The 23,144-nt window shown below is 40.8% G+C and carries 23 protein-coding genes; 19 read left to right on the top strand and 4 right to left on the bottom strand.

Annotated elements, in window-relative coordinates:
* Window positions 1-216 precede the first annotated feature (216 nt).
* Window positions 217-1,914, top strand: a complete 1,698-nt coding sequence (locus HWV02_RS15680; RefSeq protein ID WP_255550419.1) for an acyl-CoA synthetase — start codon at window positions 217-219, stop codon at window positions 1,912-1,914.
* A 298-nt stretch (window positions 1,915-2,212) separates the two neighbouring features.
* Window positions 2,213-3,505: an HAAAP family serine/threonine permease gene (locus tag HWV02_RS15675; RefSeq protein ID WP_211688634.1), complete on the top strand. Its 1,293-nt coding sequence runs from the start codon at window positions 2,213-2,215 to the stop codon at window positions 3,503-3,505.
* 111 nt (window positions 3,506-3,616) lie between these two features.
* Here HWV02_RS15675 and queC read toward each other — a convergent pair whose 3' ends face one another.
* Complete coding sequence (gene queC / locus HWV02_RS15670; protein WP_211672349.1) at window positions 3,617-4,345, bottom strand: 7-cyano-7-deazaguanine synthase QueC; 729 nt, start codon at window positions 4,343-4,345, stop codon at window positions 3,617-3,619.
* Between the two features lie 259 nt (window positions 4,346-4,604).
* Between queC and HWV02_RS15665 the strand changes: the two genes are divergently transcribed.
* Window positions 4,605-5,222 (top strand): tetratricopeptide repeat protein, encoded by a 618-nt coding sequence (locus HWV02_RS15665; RefSeq protein WP_211688632.1) that lies wholly within the window; start codon window positions 4,605-4,607, stop codon window positions 5,220-5,222.
* Between the two features lie 76 nt (window positions 5,223-5,298).
* Here HWV02_RS15665 and HWV02_RS15660 read toward each other — a convergent pair whose 3' ends face one another.
* Window positions 5,299-6,180, bottom strand: coding sequence for a LysR family transcriptional regulator (locus HWV02_RS15660; RefSeq protein ID WP_211688630.1), 882 nt, complete (start codon window positions 6,178-6,180; stop codon window positions 5,299-5,301).
* A 110-nt stretch (window positions 6,181-6,290) separates the two neighbouring features.
* Between HWV02_RS15660 and HWV02_RS15655 the strand changes: the two genes are divergently transcribed.
* From HWV02_RS15655 to HWV02_RS15640, 4 genes are all read left to right on the top strand, one after another.
* Complete coding sequence (locus HWV02_RS15655; protein WP_211688628.1) at window positions 6,291-7,664, top strand: MFS transporter; 1,374 nt, start codon at window positions 6,291-6,293, stop codon at window positions 7,662-7,664.
* A gap of 10 nt (window positions 7,665-7,674) precedes the next feature.
* A complete protein-coding gene (locus HWV02_RS15650) occupies window positions 7,675-8,058 on the top strand; it encodes a hypothetical protein (protein ID WP_211688627.1) in 384 nt (127 codons plus the stop codon).
* 84 nt (window positions 8,059-8,142) lie between these two features.
* Window positions 8,143-8,337 carry a DUF4250 domain-containing protein gene (locus HWV02_RS15645; protein ID WP_211676691.1) on the top strand — a complete coding sequence of 65 codons (195 nt, stop codon included), beginning with the start codon at window positions 8,143-8,145 and terminating at the stop codon, window positions 8,335-8,337.
* Window positions 8,338-8,440: 103 nt separating this feature from the next.
* Complete coding sequence (locus HWV02_RS15640; protein ID WP_211688625.1) at window positions 8,441-9,217, top strand: M48 family metallopeptidase; 777 nt, start codon at window positions 8,441-8,443, stop codon at window positions 9,215-9,217.
* A 35-nt stretch (window positions 9,218-9,252) separates the two neighbouring features.
* Here the strand turns inward: HWV02_RS15640 and HWV02_RS15635 are convergent, their stop codons facing one another.
* Window positions 9,253-10,008 carry an MBL fold metallo-hydrolase gene (locus HWV02_RS15635; protein ID WP_211676689.1) on the bottom strand — a complete coding sequence of 252 codons (756 nt, stop codon included), beginning with the start codon at window positions 10,006-10,008 and terminating at the stop codon, window positions 9,253-9,255.
* Between the two features lie 168 nt (window positions 10,009-10,176).
* Between HWV02_RS15635 and sbcD the strand changes: the two genes are divergently transcribed.
* The 12 genes from sbcD to HWV02_RS15575 all read left to right on the top strand — a co-directional run bounded on the left by sbcD (window position 10,177) and on the right by HWV02_RS15575 (window position 21,719).
* Window positions 10,177-11,415: an exonuclease subunit SbcD gene (sbcD, locus tag HWV02_RS15630; protein ID WP_211688623.1), complete on the top strand. Its 1,239-nt coding sequence runs from the start codon at window positions 10,177-10,179 to the stop codon at window positions 11,413-11,415.
* A complete protein-coding gene (locus HWV02_RS15625) occupies window positions 11,415-15,086 on the top strand; it encodes an AAA family ATPase (RefSeq protein ID WP_211688621.1) in 3,672 nt (1,223 codons plus the stop codon). Before sbcD ends, HWV02_RS15625 begins: the two co-directional genes overlap by 1 nt.
* A 146-nt stretch (window positions 15,087-15,232) precedes the next feature.
* Window positions 15,233-15,673: a YtoQ family protein gene (locus tag HWV02_RS15620; RefSeq protein ID WP_211688619.1), complete on the top strand. Its 441-nt coding sequence runs from the start codon at window positions 15,233-15,235 to the stop codon at window positions 15,671-15,673.
* 102 nt (window positions 15,674-15,775) lie between these two features.
* Window positions 15,776-16,144 carry a VOC family protein gene (locus HWV02_RS15615; protein WP_045109745.1) on the top strand — a complete coding sequence of 123 codons (369 nt, stop codon included), beginning with the start codon at window positions 15,776-15,778 and terminating at the stop codon, window positions 16,142-16,144.
* Window positions 16,145-16,179: 35 nt separating this feature from the next.
* On the top strand, window positions 16,180-16,569 hold the full coding sequence (locus HWV02_RS15610) for an NUDIX domain-containing protein (RefSeq protein WP_211688617.1): 390 nt from the start codon (window positions 16,180-16,182) through the stop codon (window positions 16,567-16,569).
* Window positions 16,566-17,159, top strand: coding sequence for an HAD-IB family phosphatase (locus tag HWV02_RS15605; RefSeq protein ID WP_211672337.1), 594 nt, complete (start codon window positions 16,566-16,568; stop codon window positions 17,157-17,159). The genes HWV02_RS15610 and HWV02_RS15605 overlap by 4 nt, the downstream gene beginning before the upstream one ends.
* A 34-nt stretch (window positions 17,160-17,193) precedes the next feature.
* On the top strand, window positions 17,194-17,598 hold the full coding sequence (locus HWV02_RS15600; protein WP_211676685.1) for a VOC family protein: 405 nt from the start codon (window positions 17,194-17,196) through the stop codon (window positions 17,596-17,598).
* Between the two features lie 28 nt (window positions 17,599-17,626).
* Window positions 17,627-18,118, top strand: a complete 492-nt coding sequence (locus HWV02_RS15595) for a GNAT family N-acetyltransferase (RefSeq protein ID WP_211688615.1) — start codon at window positions 17,627-17,629, stop codon at window positions 18,116-18,118.
* A gap of 108 nt (window positions 18,119-18,226) precedes the next feature.
* Window positions 18,227-19,576: an SPFH domain-containing protein gene (locus HWV02_RS15590; protein WP_211676681.1), complete on the top strand. Its 1,350-nt coding sequence runs from the start codon at window positions 18,227-18,229 to the stop codon at window positions 19,574-19,576.
* A gap of 92 nt (window positions 19,577-19,668) precedes the next feature.
* Window positions 19,669-19,947, top strand: coding sequence for a peptidylprolyl isomerase (locus HWV02_RS15585; RefSeq protein ID WP_211672334.1), 279 nt, complete (start codon window positions 19,669-19,671; stop codon window positions 19,945-19,947).
* A 188-nt stretch (window positions 19,948-20,135) separates the two neighbouring features.
* Window positions 20,136-21,050 carry an aromatic amino acid DMT transporter YddG gene (gene yddG / locus HWV02_RS15580; protein WP_211688614.1) on the top strand — a complete coding sequence of 305 codons (915 nt, stop codon included), beginning with the start codon at window positions 20,136-20,138 and terminating at the stop codon, window positions 21,048-21,050.
* 228 nt (window positions 21,051-21,278) lie between these two features.
* The gene (locus HWV02_RS15575; RefSeq protein ID WP_211676679.1) at window positions 21,279-21,719 is read left to right on the top strand and encodes a YccF domain-containing protein; all 441 of its coding nucleotides are present in this window, start codon (window positions 21,279-21,281) and stop codon (window positions 21,717-21,719) included.
* A gap of 78 nt (window positions 21,720-21,797) precedes the next feature.
* Here the strand turns inward: HWV02_RS15575 and HWV02_RS15570 are convergent, their stop codons facing one another.
* Window positions 21,798-23,036, bottom strand: a complete 1,239-nt coding sequence (locus tag HWV02_RS15570; protein WP_211688609.1) for a leucine-rich repeat-containing protein kinase family protein — start codon at window positions 23,034-23,036, stop codon at window positions 21,798-21,800.
* Between the last annotated feature and the right edge of the window lie 108 nt (window positions 23,037-23,144).

Raw genomic sequence — 23,144 nt, 5'->3', positions numbered from 1 at the left:
GCATATTAACAGTGCGGTGTTGGCGGTGATAGTAAATAATTGCATAAATATTATTTTTGTATAGACCAAGATTTATCTATGTTTAAACGTTGAATATCACAGATATAACCTTTGCTTTAAAATTGCAGTGTAACTGTCTTGTTTTGGTGTCATGGTCCTTATTAAGTAGCTGTAGGTATTACAGCCTCATCATAAATAATAGAAGGGACGCTATTTATGTCAACATCTGAAGTTACGCGTAATCAACTGCAACGGAATATGCAATCAAATAATATTTTCGAACAAAACCTACCTATTACCAATGCGAATTATGCAGCATTAACCCCCATTTCTTTTTTAGAACGTTCTGCATTTGTCTATCCCAACCATACTGCGACGGTGAATGGTGACATTCGTCATACTTGGTCAGATGTATACCAACGCTGCTGTCGTTTTGCCAGCGCGTTGAGCAAACGTGGGTTCGGTAAAGGGGATACAGTGTCGATCATCGCCCCAAACATTAATGAGCACTTTGAAGCGCATTTTTCTGTACCTATGTCAGGTGCGGTATTGAACTCGATTAACACACGTTTAGACGCTGAATCGATAGCATTTATTCTCACACATGCGGAAACCAAGGTGTTGATCACTGACCGTGAGTTCAGCGCTGTTGTCCAGCAAGCAATAAATAAGTTGGTTAATAAACCTTTGGTGATTGATATTGATGATCCGGCATTTGATGGCGGTGAATTTATCGGTGACTTAACTTATGATCAATTCTTAGCGGAAGGCAATGACGACTTTGCTTGGGTAAGACCTGATGATGAATGGGATGCTATTTCACTTAATTATACCTCGGGCACAACGGGGGACCCAAAAGGCGTTGTTTATCATTATCGCGGAGCATATTTAAATGCGGTCAGTAATATCTTATCGTGGGAAATGGGCGCACATCCTGTGTATTTATGGGCGCTACCCATGTTTCATTGTAATGGTTGGTGTTTTCCATGGGCGATTGCTGCCACAGCTGGCGTAAGTGTCAGTGTCCGCCATGTTCGTGCAGATGCTATTTATGATTTAATTAGAACTGAAACAGTGACACATTTTTGTGGTGCTCCGATTGTATTAAATATGCTTAATGGCGCGGACGAATCACTTAAAATGGGTATTGAACACGAAGTAAAAGTGATGACCGCAGGGGCGCCACCACCTGCGTCTGTGATCGAGGGGATGGAAGCGTCAGGCTTTAAAGTGACCCATGTTTATGGACTAACAGAAACGTATGGTCCTTCTGTTGTTTGTGCATGGCACGATGAATGGAATGATAAAACCAATGAACAACAAGCACGTTTAAAAGCGCGCCAAGGTGTTCGCTCACCTTTGCTTGATGAACTAATGGTCGCCGATCCCATTACGCTAGAGCCAGTAGCAAAAGATGGCAAAGCAATAGGCGAGATTTTTATGCGAGGTAATTTGGTAATGAAAGGTTACCTGAAAAACCCAGCGACAACACAAGCGGCTTTTGCTGGAGACTGGTTCCACTCGGGTGATTTAGCGGTATGGCACGAAGATGGTTATGTCGAGATTAAAGATCGATCCAAAGATGTAATTATTTCTGGCGGCGAAAACATTTCGAGTATTGAAGTTGAAGATATTCTTTATCGCCATCCCAAAATACAAGATGTCGCCGTTGTGGCAAAAAAAGATGAGAAGTGGGGGGAAACACCTTGTGCTTTTATTAGCCCAATGCCAGATGCTGATATCACATCGCAAGAAATTATCCTTTTTTGTCGTGATAATATGGCGCATTTTAAAACGCCAAAAACCATTGTATTTGGGGAGTTACCAAAAACATCGACAGGTAAGATCCAAAAATTCCTATTACGAGAACGAGCAAATAACTTGATTATGGAAAATGAGAATAGCCTAGCATAAAAGTCTATTGTGTCATCACCAGTCCCGCCATGATCGATATCGGAACCATTTTCCCCAAATGTTACGCACGATAGAAAGCGGGACACTTGCTTATAGGATATCCCTATGTGTGTTTATACCCATAAATGTGTAAATTTGGTGTGACCTATGTTGTATTATGGTTAACAATACTTTACATCGTTATGAAGCCTATGTATTGTCCATAACACTGATTTTCAAGGTCCAAGCAGTTGAGTTGCCTATGTTCTAGTTATAGCTTGGGTAAATTAACTGTTTTCGATATATCAAGGATTAATGCGTGTTAAATATTAAGAGTAGTCAATCTCAATCTCAATCTCATTCTCAATCTTATTCTCATTCTCAAGTTGATTCAGATACTGGCAGTTGGAGTGCCCATGATACCAAGTGGACAATTAGCTTATTTGGTACTGCTGTAGGGGCAGGCATATTGTTTTTACCTATCAATATAGGTGCTGGTGGATTCTGGCCGCTTATCATAATGGCACTGCTCGCGGGCCCGATGACTTTTTTAGCGCATAGGGGGTTATCTCGATTTGTTCTTTCATCGAAGAATCCCGAGGCCGATTTTACCGATGTTGTTGAAGAACATTTTGGTCACAATGCTGGTCGTATTATCTCTATTCTGTATTTCTTATCTATTTATCCTATCTTACTTATTTATGGTGTAGGGTTAACTAATACAGTCGATAGCTTTATCGTAAATCAGCTTGGTTTAGCATCTCCTTCACGTGTGTTGTTATCCGGTATATTGGTTGCTGGCATGGTGAGTGTGATGATGGGGGGAGAGAAGTTAGTACTCAAAGCGTTTGAGATCATCGTTTATCCATTGGTGCTTATTCTCGCTGGACTGTCAATTTACATGATCCAAGATTGGCAAGTGCCTGACATATCAATGGTGACGGATATGGGTGAGTTCTCGCGTACATTGTGGTTAGCTGTGCCTGTTACTGTATTTGCGTTTAGTCATGCTGCAGCTATCTCTAGCTTTTCTACGGCACAAAAGCGCCATTATGGTAAACAAGCTGGGGAGAAATCAGAACAGATCCTTAAACGTACGTCAATCATGCTTATTTCGTTCGTCGTATTTTTTGTTTTCTCCTGTGTGTTCAGCCTTACACCGGCGCAGTTGTTGGAAGCTAAAGTACAAAATATATCTGTTTTATCGTATCTTGCAAATGTGAAAGACAATGCTTTAATTGCTTCTTTAGGTCCGTTAATTGCTTTCATTGCTATTACATCTTCATTTTTTGGGCATTTCTTAGGCGCTCGTGAAGGCTTAAATGGTTTGATACGTAAGCAAGTAAACATAACGCCTGCAGCGACTAATAAGCTGACTATTTTTATATTGTTTATTAGTATCTGGATTGTGTCAGTAATGAACCCAAGTATTTTAAATATGATGGAAATATTTTCGGGACCAGTTATTGCTATGATCTTGTTTGTGATGCCTATGTACGCGGTATCTAAAGTTGAAGCATTGGCGAAATACCGTGGTGCCTTAAGTAATATTTTCGTTACCATCATGGGTTTGATTGCCATCTCAGCACTGATTTTTAACGTATTCTTATAAATACGGCGAAATAATAAAGGAAGGAACGTTCAGTTTATTGAAGAGGGACTCAATTGTATGTGCTGAAATGGAACATACAATTGAGTACTGGCTTACTTATTATAAGCCCTATTATGATGTGGCTTGAATACCCGCTAAACGTGGTAACTTGCCTTTTAGCGCTGTAATGTGCACAGTTTTATTGGTGAGATAATCATTTAAACCATTATTACGTAATAGACAGGCCGGGCAGTCGCCACAACCTTTACCCACAACACCGTTATAACAAGTCAGTGATTGGTGAGTAACGAAATCAAGTTCATCATGCAAATCTGCAAGCGCCCATGTTTCCGCTTTGTTCAACCACATTAATGGCGTCTCAAATTTAAAGTCTTTAGCCATACCTAGGTTACAAGCTTGATTAATTGACTTGATAAACTCGTCTCGGCAATCAGGGTAACCAGAAAAATCAGTTTCACATACACCGGTAATAACTGTGTTAGCACCGACTTGGTAAGCATAAATACTCGCCAGCGTCATGAATAAGATATTGCGACCTGGTACAAACGAATTTGGTAAACCGTTATCCATCAGTTCGTGAGATACCGCGATATCGTCACGAGTTAGTGAACTAATCGCCAGTTCACTAAGCAGATCAACATTGATGATTTTATGATTTTTCACACCGAAATAAGCCGCTGTTTTTTTCGCTACCTCGATCTCTTGGCTATGGCGTTGACCATAATCAAAGGTAATACAATCGACGCTATCATAACGTTGTAAGGCATCAACTAAACAGGTAGTACTATCCTGACCACCACTGAATACTAATACCGCTTTGTTTGCTGTCTGCTGTGACATTTTTTGTCCTTTATCTATTTTAATGAGGCGATAATAGCACAAGTATATTCAAACAAGGTTAAATCGGTTGTTAAAATCGCTTAAACAATTACCTGCCACTGGTTAAAAAACAACGGTGTAATAGCACCTATGCAGGAGGATGTTGTTTCGGTAGAATGTAATAACTGCTGTATAAAAATATAGTGATATTTATACAGCATTCAATTTTATGTATAAGTCGGTTGTTGCTGGCTTTTTGTTTTTATTGGTAAGTACAAGCATGTCAGACAATATTGAAAACGCGCGAGTAGAACCGCGAGATCCTCGTTTACAAATCGTTTCAGAAGCCGAACAAGGCAGCCCTTTCTCTCAGTTGGCTGCTGCGGATATGTTTTATGCGCGAGGCACTTATGAAGATGCTTTTTACTGGTACAGTATCGCAGTGCGTTCGTTTACCAGTAATCCAAATGCTTTTTCTGCCGAAGTGATTAAATACGAAGTGTCAGCAGCAGAGTATAATCTCGCTACTATGTTCTTTAATGGCTTAGGCACTGATTCAGATAAAATACAAGCATTTAAATTATATGCAGAAGCGGGACGTAAGCGATATTTAGCTGCGCAAGTACAATTGGGTATGATGTATGTTTATGCCGAAGGTATTCAGCAACATTATGGTTTAGGTTATGCGTGGCTTTATGCTGCAGAATTAAATGGTGAAAACAGCAAAGACGTGAAAAAAGTGCTAAAAATGATCGAAGGTAAAATGGATCGTAAATCACTTGATAACGCACGTAAAATGTCGGAACAATGGGTCGATGAAGCTGTTTTAGAAAAATTAGCGCAACGTAAGAAAACCCGTTTTTCTTTTATTAGTAATTGGTTTAAGAAATCAGCCTAGCCTCTGCTTACGCCGACTAAAATGACTTGAGATTTTCTAAATCTCCCGTCCCATGGTCGATAGTATACTTTGGTACCTACCACTCTCGTAAAAAATCAATAAAAGCTCTCACTTTTTCAGGAACGTAACGAGTATTTGGATAGATTGCATAAATATTTTGTAATGGAAAAATATACTCAGGAAGTAAGTGAATGAGTTGGCCTTGCTCTAATGCTGGATGTACAAGCCATTCGGGTATTAGTGCGATGCCCGTCCCGTTTAATGTAAAGGCTAACAGTGCGCTAGCGCTATCAGCAGTGATGGTTGAAGGACTTTCGACATTGAGTAATACAGTTTCTTTTTGTGGTGTTATTACTTGCCAACTCAGTGGCGATTTTAAGCGACTGTTAGTGATCCAATTAGCTTGTGCTAAGTCAGATAACGTATTTATGTTATTCGTTGCTAGATAACTTGGAGAGCTGACAGGGAAAATAGCAAAATCATCAATATATGCTGCGTGATAATTTGAATCGGCCAATTCACCCAATCGAATAGCGATGTCAAAATATTCGGCAATTAAATCAGCATGCTTAGATGATGAAATGTAATTAATATGTAACTGAGGGTGTTTTTTTGCGAATGCTGCCAGCGCTGGTACAACTTTGTGTGCACCATACTCAGGAGTACTTGTAACACGTAGCACACCACTTAAACCATGATGATCGTGACGCACATCGTTCAACATGTGCTCTGCATCCGCTAATAAGCGTAGGCTATTCTGATAGAAATGTTTACCGGGTTCTGTGAGTGAAATTTTTCGCGTACTACGCCTTAATAAAGAAACCCCCAGTTCAGCTTCTAGTTGTTTGACATTGAAGCTAACGACAGCCTTGCTCTGATCCAACACCTCTGCCGCTGCAGTAAAACTTCCGGCTTCGACCACTGCAGTGAAGATCTTCATCCTTTGTAAATTAAGCATGTTCCTCTCGTTAACTGTCAAATTATTTTTGACAGTGTAAGTGACTATACCCTATTTATCCACTGTGATTTTAGATTTAGACTGCGTATCTTTCGTCTGTAGGAGGTTTTATGCAATATCGAACTAAAGTTGCAATTGTTTATTTACTGGGTTTTTTTATCGATCTCATTAATATGTTTATTACTAATGTAGCTTACCCCGCGATAGGCCTGGCACTGAATGCGAGCGTTGATCAATTGACTTGGGTAAGTACGAGTTACATTTTGGGATTGATATTAATTACACCAATTAGTGCTTGGTTAGCATTACGTATTGGTGGGCGTCGAGTATTTTTGTTATCGCTCACTTTATTTATTGTGACGACAGCACTGGCTGGTTTTGCTAACTCTATCGAACTGCTGATTGGATTACGTTTACTTCAAGGTTTAAGTGGTGGCTTGTTAATTCCGATAGGGCAGACTCTCACCTACCAACTATATGCGAGTCATGAACGCGCACGTCTTTCTTCTATTATTATGTTAGTTGGTTTATTAGCACCTGCACTTTCTCCGGCTCTCGGCGGCCTTATTGTTGATCAGCTAAATTGGCGATGGGTATTTTTTGTTAATTTACCGCTGACATTGATTGCTTTAGTGCTTGCTTTTGTGTGGCTGCGTAGGGATAAAGTGTCATTTCCGAAAGATAGTCACTTCCTAGATGTTCGGGGGCTCGCTATTGCAAGTGTGGGCTTAACGCTGTTACTACTCGGTTTAGACTGGTTAGCCGTCCCCAACAAACTATTCGGTGCTCTTATATTACTAATTACAGCGGTTGCGGTATTGGTTTATTACGTGCGTCATAGTTTCCGTCATCCTAAGCCATTACTTGATTTGGGCTTAATTCGTAATCCATTACTTCGTATTTCGATGATGGTTTATTTGTTTATTCCAGGTGTATTTATGGGCGTTAATTTAATCGCAATGATGTACCTTCAAATGCAGTTGGGTATGTCAGCATCATCGGTTGGTGTACTGATGATACCGTGGTCATTGTCAGCATTTTTAGCCATTATGCTTGTGGGCAAATTATTTAATTATTATGGTCCTAAGCCTTTATTTATGTTGGGGTGTTTGATCCAAGGTATTGGTATTTTATGCTTATCTCAAATAACTATGGTTGATCAACCGCTGCTATTGCTGATTTCTTTTTCATTAATGGGTTTTGGTGGTTCTTTATGTAGTAGTGCAGCCCAGAGTTCAGCTTTTTTAACCATTGATTGTGTATCGTTGGCTGATGCGAGTGCAATTTGGAATATCAATCGCCAGTTTAGTTTTTGTGTTGGTGTTGCTGTAATGAGTTTGATACTGCAGCTACTACAAATGACTGTTGATAGCTTGAATGCTTATCAAATCAGTTTTTATCTCGCGGCGGCTGTGACTGCCGTGCCATTTTTGCTTTGTTTATATATTGATAACAAAGCTGTCTTGAAAAAAATAAACGCTTAAAGGAAATAGTATGAACCGTTTTTTTAATGAACTTGTCGATACACATGTAAAAATCGAGAATTGGCTTGGGCAAGGTAAAGGAGATCTTGAAGCGTTACTTTCACGTTTTGATAGGAACTTTTCGATGATAAGTATCAATGGAACTAAGTTAGATTTTCTTACTTTGGAAGCATTTTTTCAGAAGAATTGCGGTGCAAAGGACGGGCTCAAAATTATTATGGATAAAATGGAGATATTAGCAGAGTGGTCACAAGGGGCTTTGGTGAGTTATGTAGAACGTCAAATTTTGCCTAACAACATAGAGTCATTGAGACATTCAACAGTTTTATTGGCGCTTGAAGGTGATGAAATTTTATGGCGTCACCTTCATGAGACACCTGCGTCTGAATCATAGTTACAGCGATTGAGGCCACGCCTGTTAAAATGACTTAAGTCTTCTAAACTTAACTTATCAGTACTTACATGACGGGTGATGAAGATGGACTTAAGTAATTTTGAACAAATGGATACCGCGATCTTACTCGGTATTGTTAATGAAAAACTTCGATTAGAATGTACCGATCTGCATGATCTTTCTGCATCTTATGAAATGCCTACCGAAGCGCTCGCCAATAAATTAGATACGCTTGGTTATCATTACGATACAAAAACCAATCAGTTTAAAAGTTTTTAGCCAAGAGACGATTGTTAGCATTTTACTATTTGTAAGCTGCTCCTTATACTGGTTTGATGATAACTAGTTTGTTATCAAATCAAAGAGCCAATTAGGAGGGCGCATGTTTAAACAAATCTTACCTTTAGTCGTACTATCATCTTTAGTTGTGGGCTGCACTGCATCGCCAACGGGTCGTAATCAGGTGCTATTGTATTCATCTGGTGATATGACGCAGCTTGGCGCACAATCATTCGATCAAATTAAACAGCAAGAAAAAATCAATACCGACCCTAAACTGAACAATTATGTACAATGTATTGCTGATACTTTGACGCATTATGTTGACCAGCCAACCAATTGGGATGTGGTTATTTTTGATAGCCCACAAGTGAATGCTTTTGCCTTACCGGGTGGTCATATTGGTGTGTATACCGGCTTATTAAAAGTGGCGAAAACACCGTCACAATTAGCGGCTGTAATGGGGCATGAAATTGTTCACGTAACAGCAAAGCACAGTAACGAACGTCTATCACAATCAAAAATCACCAACCTTGGCTTACAGGTCTCGGATTATGCATTGCAAAATCAAGCGTATAAAGAGACTGCAATGCAAGCGTTAGGATTAGGTCTGCAATATGGCGTGGTGTTACCGTACGGACGAACCCAAGAATCGGAAGCCGATATTGTTGGGTTAGAATTAATGGCGAAAGCGGGATTTGATCCAGAAGAAAGCGTGGCATTGTGGCAAAATATGGCTGCTGCATCAAACGGTAAGCAACCGCCTGAGCTATTGTCAACGCATCCATCACACGATACGCGTATCAAAGATTTACGTAAAGCAATCGCAAAATTACCCGCTGAATACCGCCAGCATAAAGAATTGAGCTGTCAATATTGATAGGCAAATAAGTCACGCTTCTAATGCAATAATATTTACGTCTTTTTATTGAAAATGAAGCTTTTAAATTTGTGCTTAATTACTTTTTCTACAGTTAATGGTCGGTTGGTACTTTTTGTAATTAATTGCTGAATGTCTGTAGGCGTGATTTCAGAGAAACCATCATGTGCCATTAATATTTTACTGATGTTAAGTTGCAATAGTTTGTTGAGTGATTGCTTGTAAGCCTTTGGCTGATAGATAGGGAAGGGTGAGGTGAACTTGTTTTTGAGTTTTAAAATCATATCCCCCACATACATTTGTTGTGTTGGCTGATGTAAAAACGACAGATCCCGGTCGGTATGCCCAGGAGTAAAATGTACTATCCAGTCGTTAAAACCAGGCACACAGGTTTCGTGTTGTAAAATAATATCGGGCTTAAGGTCGGGGGGATAATAAATGTTACGGATATTTTTACCTTTACGATGTGCGACATATAAAGACAGAATGAGATCAATAGCATGCGCGACTCGACCATTAAACCCTTGATACCACTGACGTTCAAATCCAACTGACGCAATTTTACAACCAAATTTTTTACGTAATAAGTGTGCACCGCCAGCATGGTCGGGGTGCATATGTGATACCAACACTAATTTTAAGTCAGATATATCACGTTGCAATGTTTCGGTAATGAAGGTTTTGATAACGGGCACATCACATCGACAGCCGCCATCAAGTAATAATAACTTGTCTGGATACTCGACTAACAGAATAGTTTGAATATAACCTTCAATGTGATGTATTTGCATAAACAATACTTCTTTTTAAGTGTTTAGTTATTTGGCTATTCTCGCATAAATCCACTGTTATGTTAATTTTTGCAACTTAAGTGATTAGGGCTAAAACAACTGGAAGTAAAACCAGTATTTATCTACACTAGCGGTAGCTTACATTTACCGCTAGGAAACAAACGTTTCATGAAAATACTGCACACTTCAGATTGGCATCTTGGCCAGCATTTCATCACAAAAAGTCGCGCTAATGAACACAGCTGTTTTATGGCTTGGTTACTCGAACAGGTAGAGAAGCATCAAGTAGATGCCGTTATTGTCGCTGGTGATATTTTTGATACTGGCACTCCGCCAAGTTATGCGCGCGAACTTTACAATAGTTTTGTTGTTGCCATGAGTAAAATACAGTGTCAGTTAATTATTCTAGCGGGTAATCACGATTCTGTGGCGACATTAAATGAATCAAAGCAATTATTGTCGCAGCTTAATACCCGCGTTATCTCGAGTGTGTCACTGGATTTAGAGCAACAGGTGCTAGAGTTAAAGGATCGCCAAGGTGAAGTGGGGGCATTGCTTTGCGCAGTGCCGTTTATTCGCCCCCGTGACGTGATGCAAAGTGAAGCGTGGCAATCTGGTACTGAAAAACAGCAACGTTTAGGCTCGGCAATTACCGAGCATTACAGTAATCTGTATCAACTTGCTAAGCAAAAGCGTGAACAACTTGGGTTCGCAGTGCCGATTATTGCCACGGGTCATTTAACTGCGCTGGGTGTATCGGTCACAGAGTCGGTACGCGATATCTACATTGGCACGCTTGAAGCATTCCCTGCCAATCAATTTCCGGCTGCAGATTATATTGCCCTTGGTCATATTCACCGTGCGCAGAAGGTCGCAAAGTCAGAGCATATCCGTTATAGCGGTTCGCCAATACCCCTTAGTTTTGATGAAGTTAAACAGCAAAAAAGCGTTAACTTAGTCAATTTTGTTGATGGTAAATTTGACTCGGTTATTGAACTCACTATTCCACAGTTTCAACCAATGCAGGTACTGAAAGGTAACCTTGAAAGTATCGAAGCACAATTAGCCGAATTTAAAACACACGATGATGAGCTTCCGGTATGGCTGAGCATTGAAGTGCAAGAGCAAGATTATTTAACCGATTTACAAACCCGCATTGAAATGATGACCACAGACCTGCCTGTTGAAGTATTACAAGTGCGCCGAGCCCGTAAAGACAGAGAGCAGCATTTGCATAGCCAAGTTAAAGAAACCTTATCAGAATTGTCTGTGAATGATGTTTTCCAACGTTGTTTAGAAGGCGTTGAGTTTACGACTGATGCGGAAATTGCCCGTAAATCACGTATTGAGCTTGCCTTTAGCCAAATCGTTGAGCAAGTAGAGCATGCGACACAGGAGGACAAATAATGAAGATCAAACGTCTTTCCTTTAAAAATATTAACTCGTTAAAAGGCGAGTGGCAGCTTAATTTTGACCAAGAACCGTTTTTAAGTAATGGTCTATTTGCTATCACTGGTCCTACAGGTGCCGGAAAAACCACCATCCTCGATGCGATCTGTTTGGCCTTGTATCACGAGACGCCACGCTTAGCGATATCGAAATCGCAAAATGAGGTGATGACGCGTAATACCGCTGAGTGTGCCGCAGAAGTTGAATTTGAAGTGCAAGGTAAAGGTTACCGCGCCAGCTGGAGTCAGCGCCGAGCTAAAAACAGTCCGCAGGGCAATTTACAAGAGATGAAGGTAGAACTGGCTGAAGTTGTATCGGGTAATATTCTGGCAAGCCAAGTGAAATTGAAAAAGCAGCTGGTGGCGGAAATCACCGGTCTCGATTTTTCACGTTTCCGTAAATCTATGCTGTTGTCACAAGGTGAGTTTGCCGCGTTTTTGAATGCGCCCGCTAACGATCGTGCCGAGTTATTAGAAGAACTGACAGGTACAGAAATTTACGGTCAGATCTCACAAGCGGTATTTGAAAGCCATAACCTAGCCAAAGCGGAATTAGATAAACTCCGTGCTAAAGCAGACGGGGTTAACTTACTCAGTGACGAGCAACGTACTGAGATCGTCAGTGAGCAAACGACAGTAGGAAGTTTAGTTACTGACCTTAGCCAACAGCAAACCAGTTTACAGCAACAAAAACAGTGGCGAGAACAGCTTGAAAAAGCACAAGTCAGTGCTACAGAAGCACAAACCCGCTTAGCGAATGCAGAGCAAGAAACTGTAAGCCAACAGCCTGAATTAGAACAACTAGAAAAGGCGGAACCAGCGGAAGCGTTGCGTTTACCTTTCACGCATTTAAGCCAAGCTAATACTAAGCTCGCGGAATTAGAGAAAAAGCAACACGCATTGCAAGCGTCAGTGGTTTCTGCTCAAACAGCTGTCGCGGATAACCAGCTGAAACTGCAGTCTAGCCAAGCACAACTTGATGCCAGTAAACAGCAAAACCAAGCTCAAGAAATATTAATCAATGAGCGGATCATACCATTGGATAATGAGTGTGCGCAGTTGACCAAAGAACAACTGCAATTTAAGTCGCAACAGCAACAACAAAATAGCGAACTGCAGACCACGCAACAGAGTCTAGCCGCATTAACGCAAACAGCCGAAACCGCTAAAGCGACAGTCAACGCATGTCAAGCGTATCAGCAACAACATGCACAAGATGCGCAGTTGAGTACCCGATTACCGTTATGGCAAAGTCAGATACAGCAATGCAATCAACAGCAAGCTAATGTCGAGACACTGCAGCAGCAAGTGATTACTAACCAGCAGTCATTACAGCAAAGTTTAACAGCGCAACAGCAGCTAGCGAATAACGTGACGGCCAATATTGAACGTGAGCAGTCGGTGAAAGAGGCCGTTAATCAAGCGCTGCAGCAAGTCTCTAATTTACTCGCTGGTGATGATTTAGCTGATCTTGAACAGGCATTTAGTCAGCAATCACGCTTACAGGGTATTGTTGAGCAGCTACCCAGTTTACAACAGCGTTATCTGACTGAGTTGCAAGAATTTGAGGCCAATCAAGCAAGTATGGCAGTATTAACGCAACAACTTGCTGATATTAATGTTGATATAACAGCCAAGCGCGATCTGTTTAAAACCAAAAAGAATGAGTTAAACGATGTTCAGCGTTTATTAGAACAAGAACAGAAGATTGCTAGCCTGGAACAATTGCGTAGTCAGTTAGAACCGGGGCAAGCGTGTCAGCTATGTGGTTCGACAGCGCATCCGCTGGTAGAAGAATACCAACATATTGCCGACTCACTGACAGTGCAGCGTAAAGCACAACTAGATCTGGATCTAAAACAAATTGAAATAGATGGCGGAGAGCTTAAAAACCGCTTGGTCGAAGCGAAAACTAAGCTTGATAACTTTAATCGCCGTAATGCGACACTGCAGCCACAGTTAACGTCTTTAATAGAACAATGGCAGGATTATACCCAACAACTGAATGCTAACCTTATGATTGAGGATAGCGCCAATTCGCAAGCATTTATCCAGCAGCGAGGCCTGCAATTAACACAGTTGTTACAACGCATTCAAGCGTTGAAAACAGTGAACATGCAATTACAAAGTGCGCAGCAGGCATTGACTGAATTTGATAAAAACAGTGCACAGCTACAACATCAAATTGAATTGGTAAACCGTGATGTAAAAGCAACACAAGACGCTGAGCAGAAACTAACACAAGAAGTGCAGCAACAAGCGCAGGTATTAACCGAGTTACAACAAGCGTTGACCAATAGCGTGACAGAGCTAGGACTCACATTACCGGAATGGAGCCAACTCGATCACTGGTTAGTTCAGTGTCAGCAAGCACTACAAACCTGGGAACAGCAAGCGCAGTTGTTACAGTCAGCTAATGAGCAGTATGTCGCGGCAGAAAGTCAGTTAACGCCATTACGTGAACAGCTGGCGAAATTGGAATTAGCGATAACGCAGACCTTAGAAACCTTGTCTAGCTTGTCTGAGAATCTCATGGCGAAACAGCAGCAACGTCAGCAGTTATTTGGTCTGCGTAGCGTAGCAGATGCACGACAAACGATGCAGCAACAATTAACTGCCGTAGAACAAGCACATCAGGCATGTTCAACGCAAGATCATGCGTTATCGAATCAGTTACATGCACAGCAAGGTGAGTTAACGACATTACAACAAGGTTTGACGCAGCAACAGCAAGAATCGAGTGATTGTTTAGCGACATGGCAGCAAGCGTTAGCGACGAGTCCTTTTGCCACTGAAGCAGAGTTTAATCAGGCATTACTCCCGACAGAAGAAAAGCAGCGTTTATTGGTGCTTAAATCACAATTGACCGCGAACTTAACACGTTGCCAGGTGTTATTTGAGCAAGCCAGTGAGCGTTTGCTAACACTGCAACAGACACAATTAACTGAATTGGATATTGCCACTATTGTTACTCAGTTAGACGAGATCACGACACAGTTAAATCAAGGTTTACAGCGCCAAGGTGAGTTGAAGCAACGCCTTGCCGATGATGCCGCTCGTAGCGCAGATTTAGCTGACTTTTATCAGCAGATCAAAACCTGTGAAGCAGACTACGATGACAAGGCTTACTTACATAGCTTGATTGGCTCGAAAGATGGCAGTAAATTCCGCCGCTTTGCGCAAGGGCTAACGTTGGATCATTTAGTGACTTTAGCCAACCAACAATTAAACCGTTTACACAGCCGTTACCAGTTGCAGCGTAAGCTCGCATCAGGCAGCGAAGCCTTGGCTTTACAGGTGGTGGATACTTGGTTAGCCGATGCGGTGCGTGATACCAAAACCTTATCCGGGGGGGAAAGCTTCTTAGTGAGTTTAGCATTAGCACTTGGTTTATCTGACTTGGTCAGCCACAAGACCAGTATTGATTCGCTATTCCTTGATGAAGGCTTTGGGACCTTGGATGCAGAGACTTTAGACATCGCCTTAGATGCGCTAGATAACTTGAATGCGTCAGGAAAAATGATTGGTGTTATTAGTCACGTTGAAGCTTTGAAAGAACGTATTCCAGTACAAGTTAAAGTGAACAAGGGCAGTGGCTTAGGATTGAGTTCGTTTACTGTGGTGAGCTAGTTTAAGTTGTTTGATAGATGAAAATGAATGGCGACGGGCTTTGTACTGTCGCTATCATCCCCCTCATTATCAATAGCGCCGTTTACCTTATTGTTTTAAATTGTTAGGGTATTGTTACGAGGTTTTCAATGGAATAGGTAAAGTTAATGAAATACGTGGTTTATTTATCGGGTGAAATTCACAGTGATTGGCGCGAACAAATTATCAGTGGTTGTGAACAGAAAGGTCTCGATATTCAATTTACGTCAGCGATTACGAATCATGAAGCAAGTGATGCAGCTGGTGATTGTTTAGGTGAAGAAAGTACGTCATTTTGGCGAGACCATAAATCATCAAAAGTGAATGCGATCCGTATTCAAACAGCGATTAAAAATTGTGATCTTGCGGTCATACGTTTCGGTGAGAAATATAAGCAATGGAATGCTGCCTTCGATGCAGGCTACTGCGCTGCTTTAGGTAAACCTTATATTACCTTACATGACGAAAGCTTGATCCATGCTTTGAAAGAAGTTGATGGTTCCGCGCAATCTTGGGCAACGACACCAAATCAAATTGTGGAAATATTGACATACTTGGTCGTTAAGTAACAAGTTTAATAAGTATTAAATAGAATCGGTCACAACAGCGATTGCCTCCAACACTGTTTACTGCAAAATAAGGTTAATTTAATTCCGTATAGGAGAATATGAATGATTGGATATGTAATGTTAGGGTCACAAAATATCGACGTTTCGCGTTATTTTTACAGCGCTTTAATGGACATGATGGGTGCTAAAAAAGTAGCTGATTCAAAAAAATTCTTAGCGTGGAGTTTTGGTGAAGACAAACCTATGCTCGCAATCGGTAACCCCTTTGATGGTGAAGATGCGAGTTATGGCAATGGCACCATGGTTGCTTTAAGTGTTTCTTCGACAGAAGAGGTCGATAAGCTGCATAAAAAAGCATTAGCCTTAGGCGGGCAAAATGAAGGTGACCCTGGTGTGCGTTCTGGTGGCTTCTATTGCGCTTACTTTAGAGATTTAGATGGTAATAAACTAAATTTTCATTGCAAGCCGTAAGCTTTACACAAAAGCTTACGATTTAAGGATAAGTTATGTATCAGGATGTAGTCCAAATTGTTTTCATCCAAGGTTATCAAGTACTGCTTAGCTTTCGTCAAAACACTGAATTTCTTGATCAGCAGTGGAGTCTTCCTGGCGGTCGAATTGAACTTGGCGAAGCTCCGCAAGTAAGTGCCATTCGCGAATCATTAGAAGAAGTGGGGGTTGATCCTATCAATCTCAACTTTTTAATTCAGTTATCTGATCCTAATGTCGATTGTCAGCATTACGTTTATGTGTGTGATGATTGGCAAGGTGAACTCATTAACGCCGAACCGCATTTATGCCGAGAAGTGACTTGGTTCGATATTGAAGCAATACCTCGTGTTTACGCACCGACAATACCGCCGATAATAGCTGCCTTAAAAAGGTATTTAGTATGAATATCGCTTTCTTTGATTTTGATGGCACCATCACCAATGAAGATGCATTTACCAAGTTCATCTTCTACGCGACCCCAAAGTATCGCTTAATTGCGGGTATGATACTGCTATCTCCCGTTATTTTGTTACACAAAATAGGCTTGTTTCCTGCTGCTAAAATTAGACCAATCTTAGCTAAATTCGCATTTTGGAATCGCAGTGAAAAACGGGTATTCGAGCTGGGAGAAAAGTTTGCTTTGGAGTATTTGCCTTCGATATTAAGACAAACTGCAATGGAGCAGATTAACTGGCACAAAGCCCGAGGTGATAAAATTGTTGTTGTCTCTGCGTCGTTAAACCCATACCTTTATTTCTGGTGTCTACAACACAATATAGAATTGATATGTAGTGAATTGGAATCAAAAGGAGCAGTACTTACCGGTAATTACGTACACGGTGATTGTGGTGGTGATAACAAAGTTACTTTAATCAACCATCGTATTGATCTATTAAAGTTTGATTCAGTGTTTGCATATGGAGATACCAAAGAGGACTTACCTATGTTGGAATTAGCTCAAACAAAGTTTTATCAATGGCGTGAAGTCGCTTAGCGGAAGTTCTTGTTTCAATAATCGGAGTTTATTGATGAATTTAAGAGTTGTACCAGAGCTTTATTGTGTTGATATTGATGTAAGTAAGCACTTTTATGTCGATATTCTTGGCTTCAGTATTAAGTATCAACGTCCAGAAGAACAGTTTCTATTTCTAACGTTAGGTGGCGTTGATTTGATGTTAGAAGGGTTAAATAGCGAAGGAAGAAAATGGCTAACGGGTGATATGAATGTACCATTTGGCCGTGGTGTTAATTTTCAGTGGGATACAAACGATATTGATAATATCTATGTTCGTATTCAGTCATTATCACCAAGCTCTATCTATATGGAACTGGAAACGAAAACCTATGGATGTAATGACCAGCTAGTCACTCAAAAACAATTCATTGTGCAAGACCCTAATGGATACCTGTTTCGGTTTTGTGAAGACAGTTAATTCGACGTCAAACACAGGGATGATATAGATGCTACTCACAGAACGACTCATATTACGAAAGTTTGTAGAAGGTGATAAAGATACTGTTGTTACGCTATTAAAAAATGCTGATTTCATGGCGTACTCTCCGACAGGTACAATGAGTCAATCGCAAGCTGAATCCCGTTTTGAATTACTCTTAAACGCCTTTAAAACTCACGGCATTGGTAAGCTTGCGGTGATCGAACAATCTACCAATGATTTAATTGGATACTGCGGTATTGAGTCATTCGAATATCACAATAATGCAGCTGCCGAATTAGGTTATCGCTTAAAACTGTCTGCTAGAGGTAAAGGCTACGTGTTTGAAGCCAGTCAAGCAGTGCTAGAGTTCGCAAGACAGCTTGGCTACCAGAGGATCTTAGCGTTAACGGAACCTGAGAATGCGGCATCTCAGCATATACTTTTCAAACTCGGCTTCGAATCTCGTGAACAAGGAGTGTATCAAGGAATGCCAATTCAGTATTTCGAGAAAGGTTGATGTATTAAAAAAGTATGGTTTTATCGCTATTCAATTGTGATTTCTACGTTGTGCTGATAGTTTCGTTTAGAATTTTTACTCAAATAAACGGACAAAGGATACTTCGCAATGGATGCAGAAATAAGGTCAAAAATAGCTAAAGGTACACTGGGTGGGGTGATTTTATCAATCATGCTATATGTCGTTTCACAATCATTTTTTTATGCCGAACCGGGATACATCTATCATGTACGAACGGTAACGGGTAACGAAGCTGTAGTGACTGAAATTGGTTATAAATTTTATCCATTTGGCCGCTATAATGCTTGGAAACGTGCGATGACAGTTCAGGCGGCTTCGGGGGCAATTAAACATGCCATTACGGCTGAAAAAGACCAAGATTCAGCGTCTGCAAGTTTACCGCCAATGAGTATCATGTTTTTAGATCAAGTGGATGCCAAAGCGGAAGCCACTGTGCGATTTTCTATACCTTCTGATGAAGAAGGGTTCCTTAAGTTAGCCCATGAGTATCGTTCTCCTGAAAACTTACTACGAACTGCCTTACTGCCTGCTTTTAAGGAAACATTACAAGCTAATGCCTCATTAATGACTGCCGAAGAATACTATGCTGGTGGACGTACTGAGTTTAATTCTGAATTCGAACATCAAATGAATAATGGTATTTATTTAGTAAAACGTGAAGAAGTGGTTGTTAGATCGATGAAAACAGCGTCTGCGTCTGCGAACGCTGCATTAGGTAGTGAGCAGGAAGAGTATGGTGAAGATACAAAAACGATATTTGTGGTTCGTAAGGTACTTGATTCTGATGGCTTACCACAGCGTAAAACCCAACGATTTACCGATTTTGGTATCACGGTAGTATCCGCATTAATTACTGATATGAATCCAAACCAGAAATTTATCGAGCGAATGCAATTGAAACAAAAAGCATCGGCTGATAGAGCAATTGCACGCGAACAACGTGTGCAAGAAGAAGAGCAGCGCTTACTGGTTATCGCACGTGGTGAGCGTGAAGTAGCTGAAAGACAAGCGCAATCAAAAGTGGACCAAATCCAAAAAACCACAGAAGCTGAAACGGATAAACAACTGGCTATTACGAGTGCTGAGAAGTTAAAAGCAGAAGCGGAAATTCACCGTGAAACAGCACAAATTAATTTCGAAAAAGCTATTATCGAAGCTAAAACTCAGCGCACACTGGCTGACGCAGAGGCATATCAAAAAGAAGTGATTTTACAGGCTGATAATGCGTTAGCGCAAAAGTTAGACGCAGAAATCAAAATCCAACAGTTATGGGCTCAGGCTTATGCTAAACGCCAAGTGCCGACGAATGTTTTTGGTAGCGGTGGTGGTGCAGGCGGTGCTCCCGTCGGTAACGATTATGAGACCAAAGCCTTCATGCAAATGCTTACTCTAGATGCAGCTAAAAGGTTAAGTTATGACCGTGATTTAGTTAAATAGTAGAGGATGCTATTAACCATTTCTCGCCTTTTTTATTTTTTTGTCTTACACTGATTTTAATTTATCCCCCTAGTAAAACAAAGGAAAAAAACATGGCTCTAGCAACTGCACGACACATTTTAGTAGACGACGAAGCAAAGTGTAATGAACTAAAGGCTCAAATTGAAGCTGGTGCTGATTTTGCTGATGTTGCAAAGCAAAATTCAAACTGTCCTTCAAGCGCTAACGGCGGTGATTTAGGTCAGTTTGGTCCTGGTATGATGGTTCCTGAGTTCGATAAAGTTGTATTTTCAGCGCCTGTAAATACAGTTCAAGGTCCAGTGAAAACACAATTCGGTTATCATTTATTAGAAGTTACTAGCCGTAGCTAATAATAAATTATGTTTCTCGCATCTTTCGTGATGCGAGGAATATCCCTGCTATTCAAGCCAAGCTTAAATTCCACCCGATATTTTATTACCCCTGTACCAAGACAAGTAGCTTAGATTCAAATAATAAGTGCATGCTCGTCATTGTTTGACTGTACTATCCACGACTGAAATATTTTAAAGGTATTCACTTGATTAATTCCCATAAGTTCACCCTTGCTGGTTGTCTCGCTATTTTACTTTGGAGCACTATTGTTGGGCTAATCCGTAATGTTGCCGAGCAGTTAGGGCCCATTGGCGGTGCTGCGATGATTTACACTGTCAGCTCTGTATTTTTGCTGATTGTTTTAGGCGCTCCTAAGCTTAAAAGCTTTCCTCCTCGCTATTTACTCATTGGCGGTGGACTGTTTGTTAGTTATGAAATTTGCTTATCTTTGGCATTAGGAATGGCAAATAACCGCACCCAAGCGGTAGAAATGGGCGTAATTAACTACTTGTGGCCCTCGTTAACGGTCTTGCTCGCGGTATTTATCAGCGATAAACCCGTTAACAAGCTACTTTACCCTGCTATTGCCCTGTCATTTTTCGGTGTAGCATGGACCGTGGGTGGTGATGATGGTATTTCGATTAGTCAATTAAGCAGTAATATAGCGACCAATCCCGCGAGTTATTCAATGGCGTTCTTTGGTGCGTTCATTTGGGCGTTGTATTGCAACATAACGAAGACGCTCGCCAATGGTATGAATGGTATTACTTGGTTCTTCATTGGTACTGCGATTGCACTTTGGATTAAATATTTGATAAGCAATGAACCTACCATGGTATTTACGACTGAAGCTACGTTTGACTTGTTACTTGCGGGTATCGTGATGGGCAGTGGTTATGCGCTGTGGAATATCGGTATTATCGGCGGCAACATGGTATTTTTAGCTACGATCTCTTATTTCACGCCAATTTTATCGACCTTCTTTTCTGCAATGATATTAGATATAGAGTTGACGACTAAATTCTGGGAGGGGGTGGTAATGGTGACAATCGCCTCGTTAATTTGCTGGTGGTTGACGCGTGAAAAGCCTGTTATGAAGACGCAAATTGAATCTAATTAATCGTTATCTTAACTAAATATAAGAATTTAGGTGCGGTAAGTTGCTATCAAAAATCGGGTTTATAAGTTACTGGAGCCTTATACCTTGGTGGTATTTCAGGCCTTAATTATATAATGAAAGCTGAAATTATCTAGGTTAGGTCATAAATCTTGAATTTAAATGTTTTTTTGTAGTCCAATGCTTGATGTACTGTGATTAATTTAGATTAAGCGGATGTAGGGCGATAACATGAGAACAATTGGTAACATAATCTGGTTTCTGTTTGGTGGCGCTGTCATGGGACTTGCATGGGTTTTATTTGGTCTATTAGCGTTTATCAGTATTGTTGGCATCCCTTGGGGGCGCTCTTGCTTTGTTATCGCGGGTTTCTCATTTTTTCCATTTGGTAAAGAAGCCATATTCCGCGATGAATTAACGCGCGCTGAAGATATCGGTACCGGTAGATTTGGTTTTATCGGTAATGCGTTGTGGTTCATCTTTGCGGGTGTTTGGCTGGCAATCGGCCATGTAATGTCTGCGGCCGCATGCTTCGTTACTATTATTGGTATTCCATTTGCCCTACAGCATTTGAAATTAGCGGTTATCTCACTTGCACCAATAGGGCAAACAATTGTAGATAAAGACGTGGCGGCAATGGCGCGTTATAAGAACGCTAAGTTTAAGCTATAAATAATCGTTATTATCATGATAGCCCGTTTAACATCAGCCAATTTGTTATCTTGATGCTGGAAACGGGCATAATAATCTTTAATTAGTGCGCTGCTTAAGGCGTTTAAACTCGTCACTTTCTTGGTCTTCTTGAATACAAACACTTAATAAATCATCAACAAAATGCAGTAGTGCACGGTGTTCAATTTGTTTCACTTGCGCTTGTTGTGTGTCTGTTAGCATGTGATACATAGTCGCGGCACCAAAATCACCAAAGATGATATTAGCATCCACATCAAACAGTGTATTGTGGGCGTACAGATCGCCGTGACAAACTTGGTTGTCGTGTAAATGGGTAAACACGTCTTCCATCTGTGCGACTATCTTGCTAATTTGCACAATAGACAAGCTAAAGTCTGTTGGGAAGGTATCACGTGTACAGCTGTTAAAGCATGGTGGTAGACCTAAGTTTGCATAGTGCGCAGGAATCAAGTTCATGATCAGGGCTAAGTAACCGTCTTCTTTTACCTGTGCAAGCGATTGCACTAGGCTAGGATGGTTACCTACTTTCAAACAAGCTTGTAACTCATCTTCAGGGTAACCGTCACTGGTGACTTCACCTTTGAACACTTTAACTGCAATTTCATCAGGGAATTGCGTTTGTTGTTCATTCCAAATGGCTTTTGAGATCACGCCAGATGCGCCTTGTCCCAGTACGTTTTGTAATGTGTAGCTTGATGATGCTAATTGCGGCACGTTATCAATCGATACATCAGACTGGCTAAACGGGTTGCCCGAGAACGCAAACCAAGCTAGCTTCGGCAGGCCAAACAACTGTTCGGGACATGCTGTTAGGCGGTTCGCTGAAATACGTACCAGTTCAAGGTTATGACACTGAGACATAGTCTGAGGTAATTCTGTCAAACAGTTACCAGCAAGCGCTAACTTTTGTAAGCGTGGACGTTCGCCTAATGAATCTGGTAATACTTCAATTCGGTTATCCGTTAAGATCAACCAACGTAATTTTGTTGGTAGAGAGGCTTCTGGTACTTGGTTAATTTGGTTTGATTTAAAGCCGACCATTTCTAAGTTCGGGCATTGGCCAAGTACTTCAGGTAGCGTTACAAATTGATTGTTTGATGCAAACAAGATCTTCAACTTGGTTAATTGGATAATCTCTGCTGGTAAGCTCGTTAGCTGGTTATTTGATAAATCGAGAATCTCTAAGCTGTCAGCCAATGACAAGATCTCAAGTGGGAAAATAGTCAGGTTTTCTGATAATGATAAACGCTTAATACCTGTTAATTCACCAGATTTTAGCTGAGATAGAGTATGCAAAATAATTTAGCCCGTGTTAGAAATATACAAACCAGGCTAGTTTACTCGAAAATAACTGAAAGGGGAATTTTCAGCGATATTTAGGCAAAGATAGTATGGAGAAACCGG

Origin of the sequence: Moritella sp. 28 (genome assembly GCF_018219435.1) — a bacterium.
Taxonomy (GTDB): Bacteria; Pseudomonadota; Gammaproteobacteria; order Enterobacterales; family Moritellaceae; genus Moritella.
Note: the sequence above shows the minus strand (reverse complement) of the source record. Positions and strands in the feature narration are given on the sequence as shown.

Coding starts and splice junctions, on each gene's coding strand:
- HWV02_RS15575 (WP_211676679.1), top strand. CDS start 21,279: ATGAGAACAATTGGTAACATAATCTGGTTTCTGTTTGGTGGCGCTGTC.
- HWV02_RS15635 (WP_211676689.1), bottom strand. CDS start 10,008: ATGCAAATACATCACATTGAAGGTTATATTCAAACTATTCTGTTAGTC.
- HWV02_RS15640 (WP_211688625.1), top strand. CDS start 8,441: ATGTTTAAACAAATCTTACCTTTAGTCGTACTATCATCTTTAGTTGTG.
- HWV02_RS15620 (WP_211688619.1), top strand. CDS start 15,233: ATGAAATACGTGGTTTATTTATCGGGTGAAATTCACAGTGATTGGCGC.
- sbcD (WP_211688623.1), top strand. CDS start 10,177: ATGAAAATACTGCACACTTCAGATTGGCATCTTGGCCAGCATTTCATC.
- HWV02_RS15625 (WP_211688621.1), top strand. CDS start 11,415: ATGAAGATCAAACGTCTTTCCTTTAAAAATATTAACTCGTTAAAAGGC.
- HWV02_RS15655 (WP_211688628.1), top strand. CDS start 6,291: ATGCAATATCGAACTAAAGTTGCAATTGTTTATTTACTGGGTTTTTTT.
- HWV02_RS15605 (WP_211672337.1), top strand. CDS start 16,566: ATGAATATCGCTTTCTTTGATTTTGATGGCACCATCACCAATGAAGAT.
- HWV02_RS15590 (WP_211676681.1), top strand. CDS start 18,227: ATGGATGCAGAAATAAGGTCAAAAATAGCTAAAGGTACACTGGGTGGG.
- HWV02_RS15650 (WP_211688627.1), top strand. CDS start 7,675: ATGAACCGTTTTTTTAATGAACTTGTCGATACACATGTAAAAATCGAG.
- HWV02_RS15665 (WP_211688632.1), top strand. CDS start 4,605: ATGTCAGACAATATTGAAAACGCGCGAGTAGAACCGCGAGATCCTCGT.
- HWV02_RS15610 (WP_211688617.1), top strand. CDS start 16,180: ATGTATCAGGATGTAGTCCAAATTGTTTTCATCCAAGGTTATCAAGTA.
- HWV02_RS15595 (WP_211688615.1), top strand. CDS start 17,627: ATGCTACTCACAGAACGACTCATATTACGAAAGTTTGTAGAAGGTGAT.
- HWV02_RS15585 (WP_211672334.1), top strand. CDS start 19,669: ATGGCTCTAGCAACTGCACGACACATTTTAGTAGACGACGAAGCAAAG.
- HWV02_RS15660 (WP_211688630.1), bottom strand. CDS start 6,180: ATGCTTAATTTACAAAGGATGAAGATCTTCACTGCAGTGGTCGAAGCC.
- queC (WP_211672349.1), bottom strand. CDS start 4,345: ATGTCACAGCAGACAGCAAACAAAGCGGTATTAGTATTCAGTGGTGGT.
- HWV02_RS15600 (WP_211676685.1), top strand. CDS start 17,194: ATGAATTTAAGAGTTGTACCAGAGCTTTATTGTGTTGATATTGATGTA.
- HWV02_RS15645 (WP_211676691.1), top strand. CDS start 8,143: ATGGACTTAAGTAATTTTGAACAAATGGATACCGCGATCTTACTCGGT.
- HWV02_RS15680 (WP_255550419.1), top strand. CDS start 217: ATGTCAACATCTGAAGTTACGCGTAATCAACTGCAACGGAATATGCAA.
- HWV02_RS15615 (WP_045109745.1), top strand. CDS start 15,776: ATGATTGGATATGTAATGTTAGGGTCACAAAATATCGACGTTTCGCGT.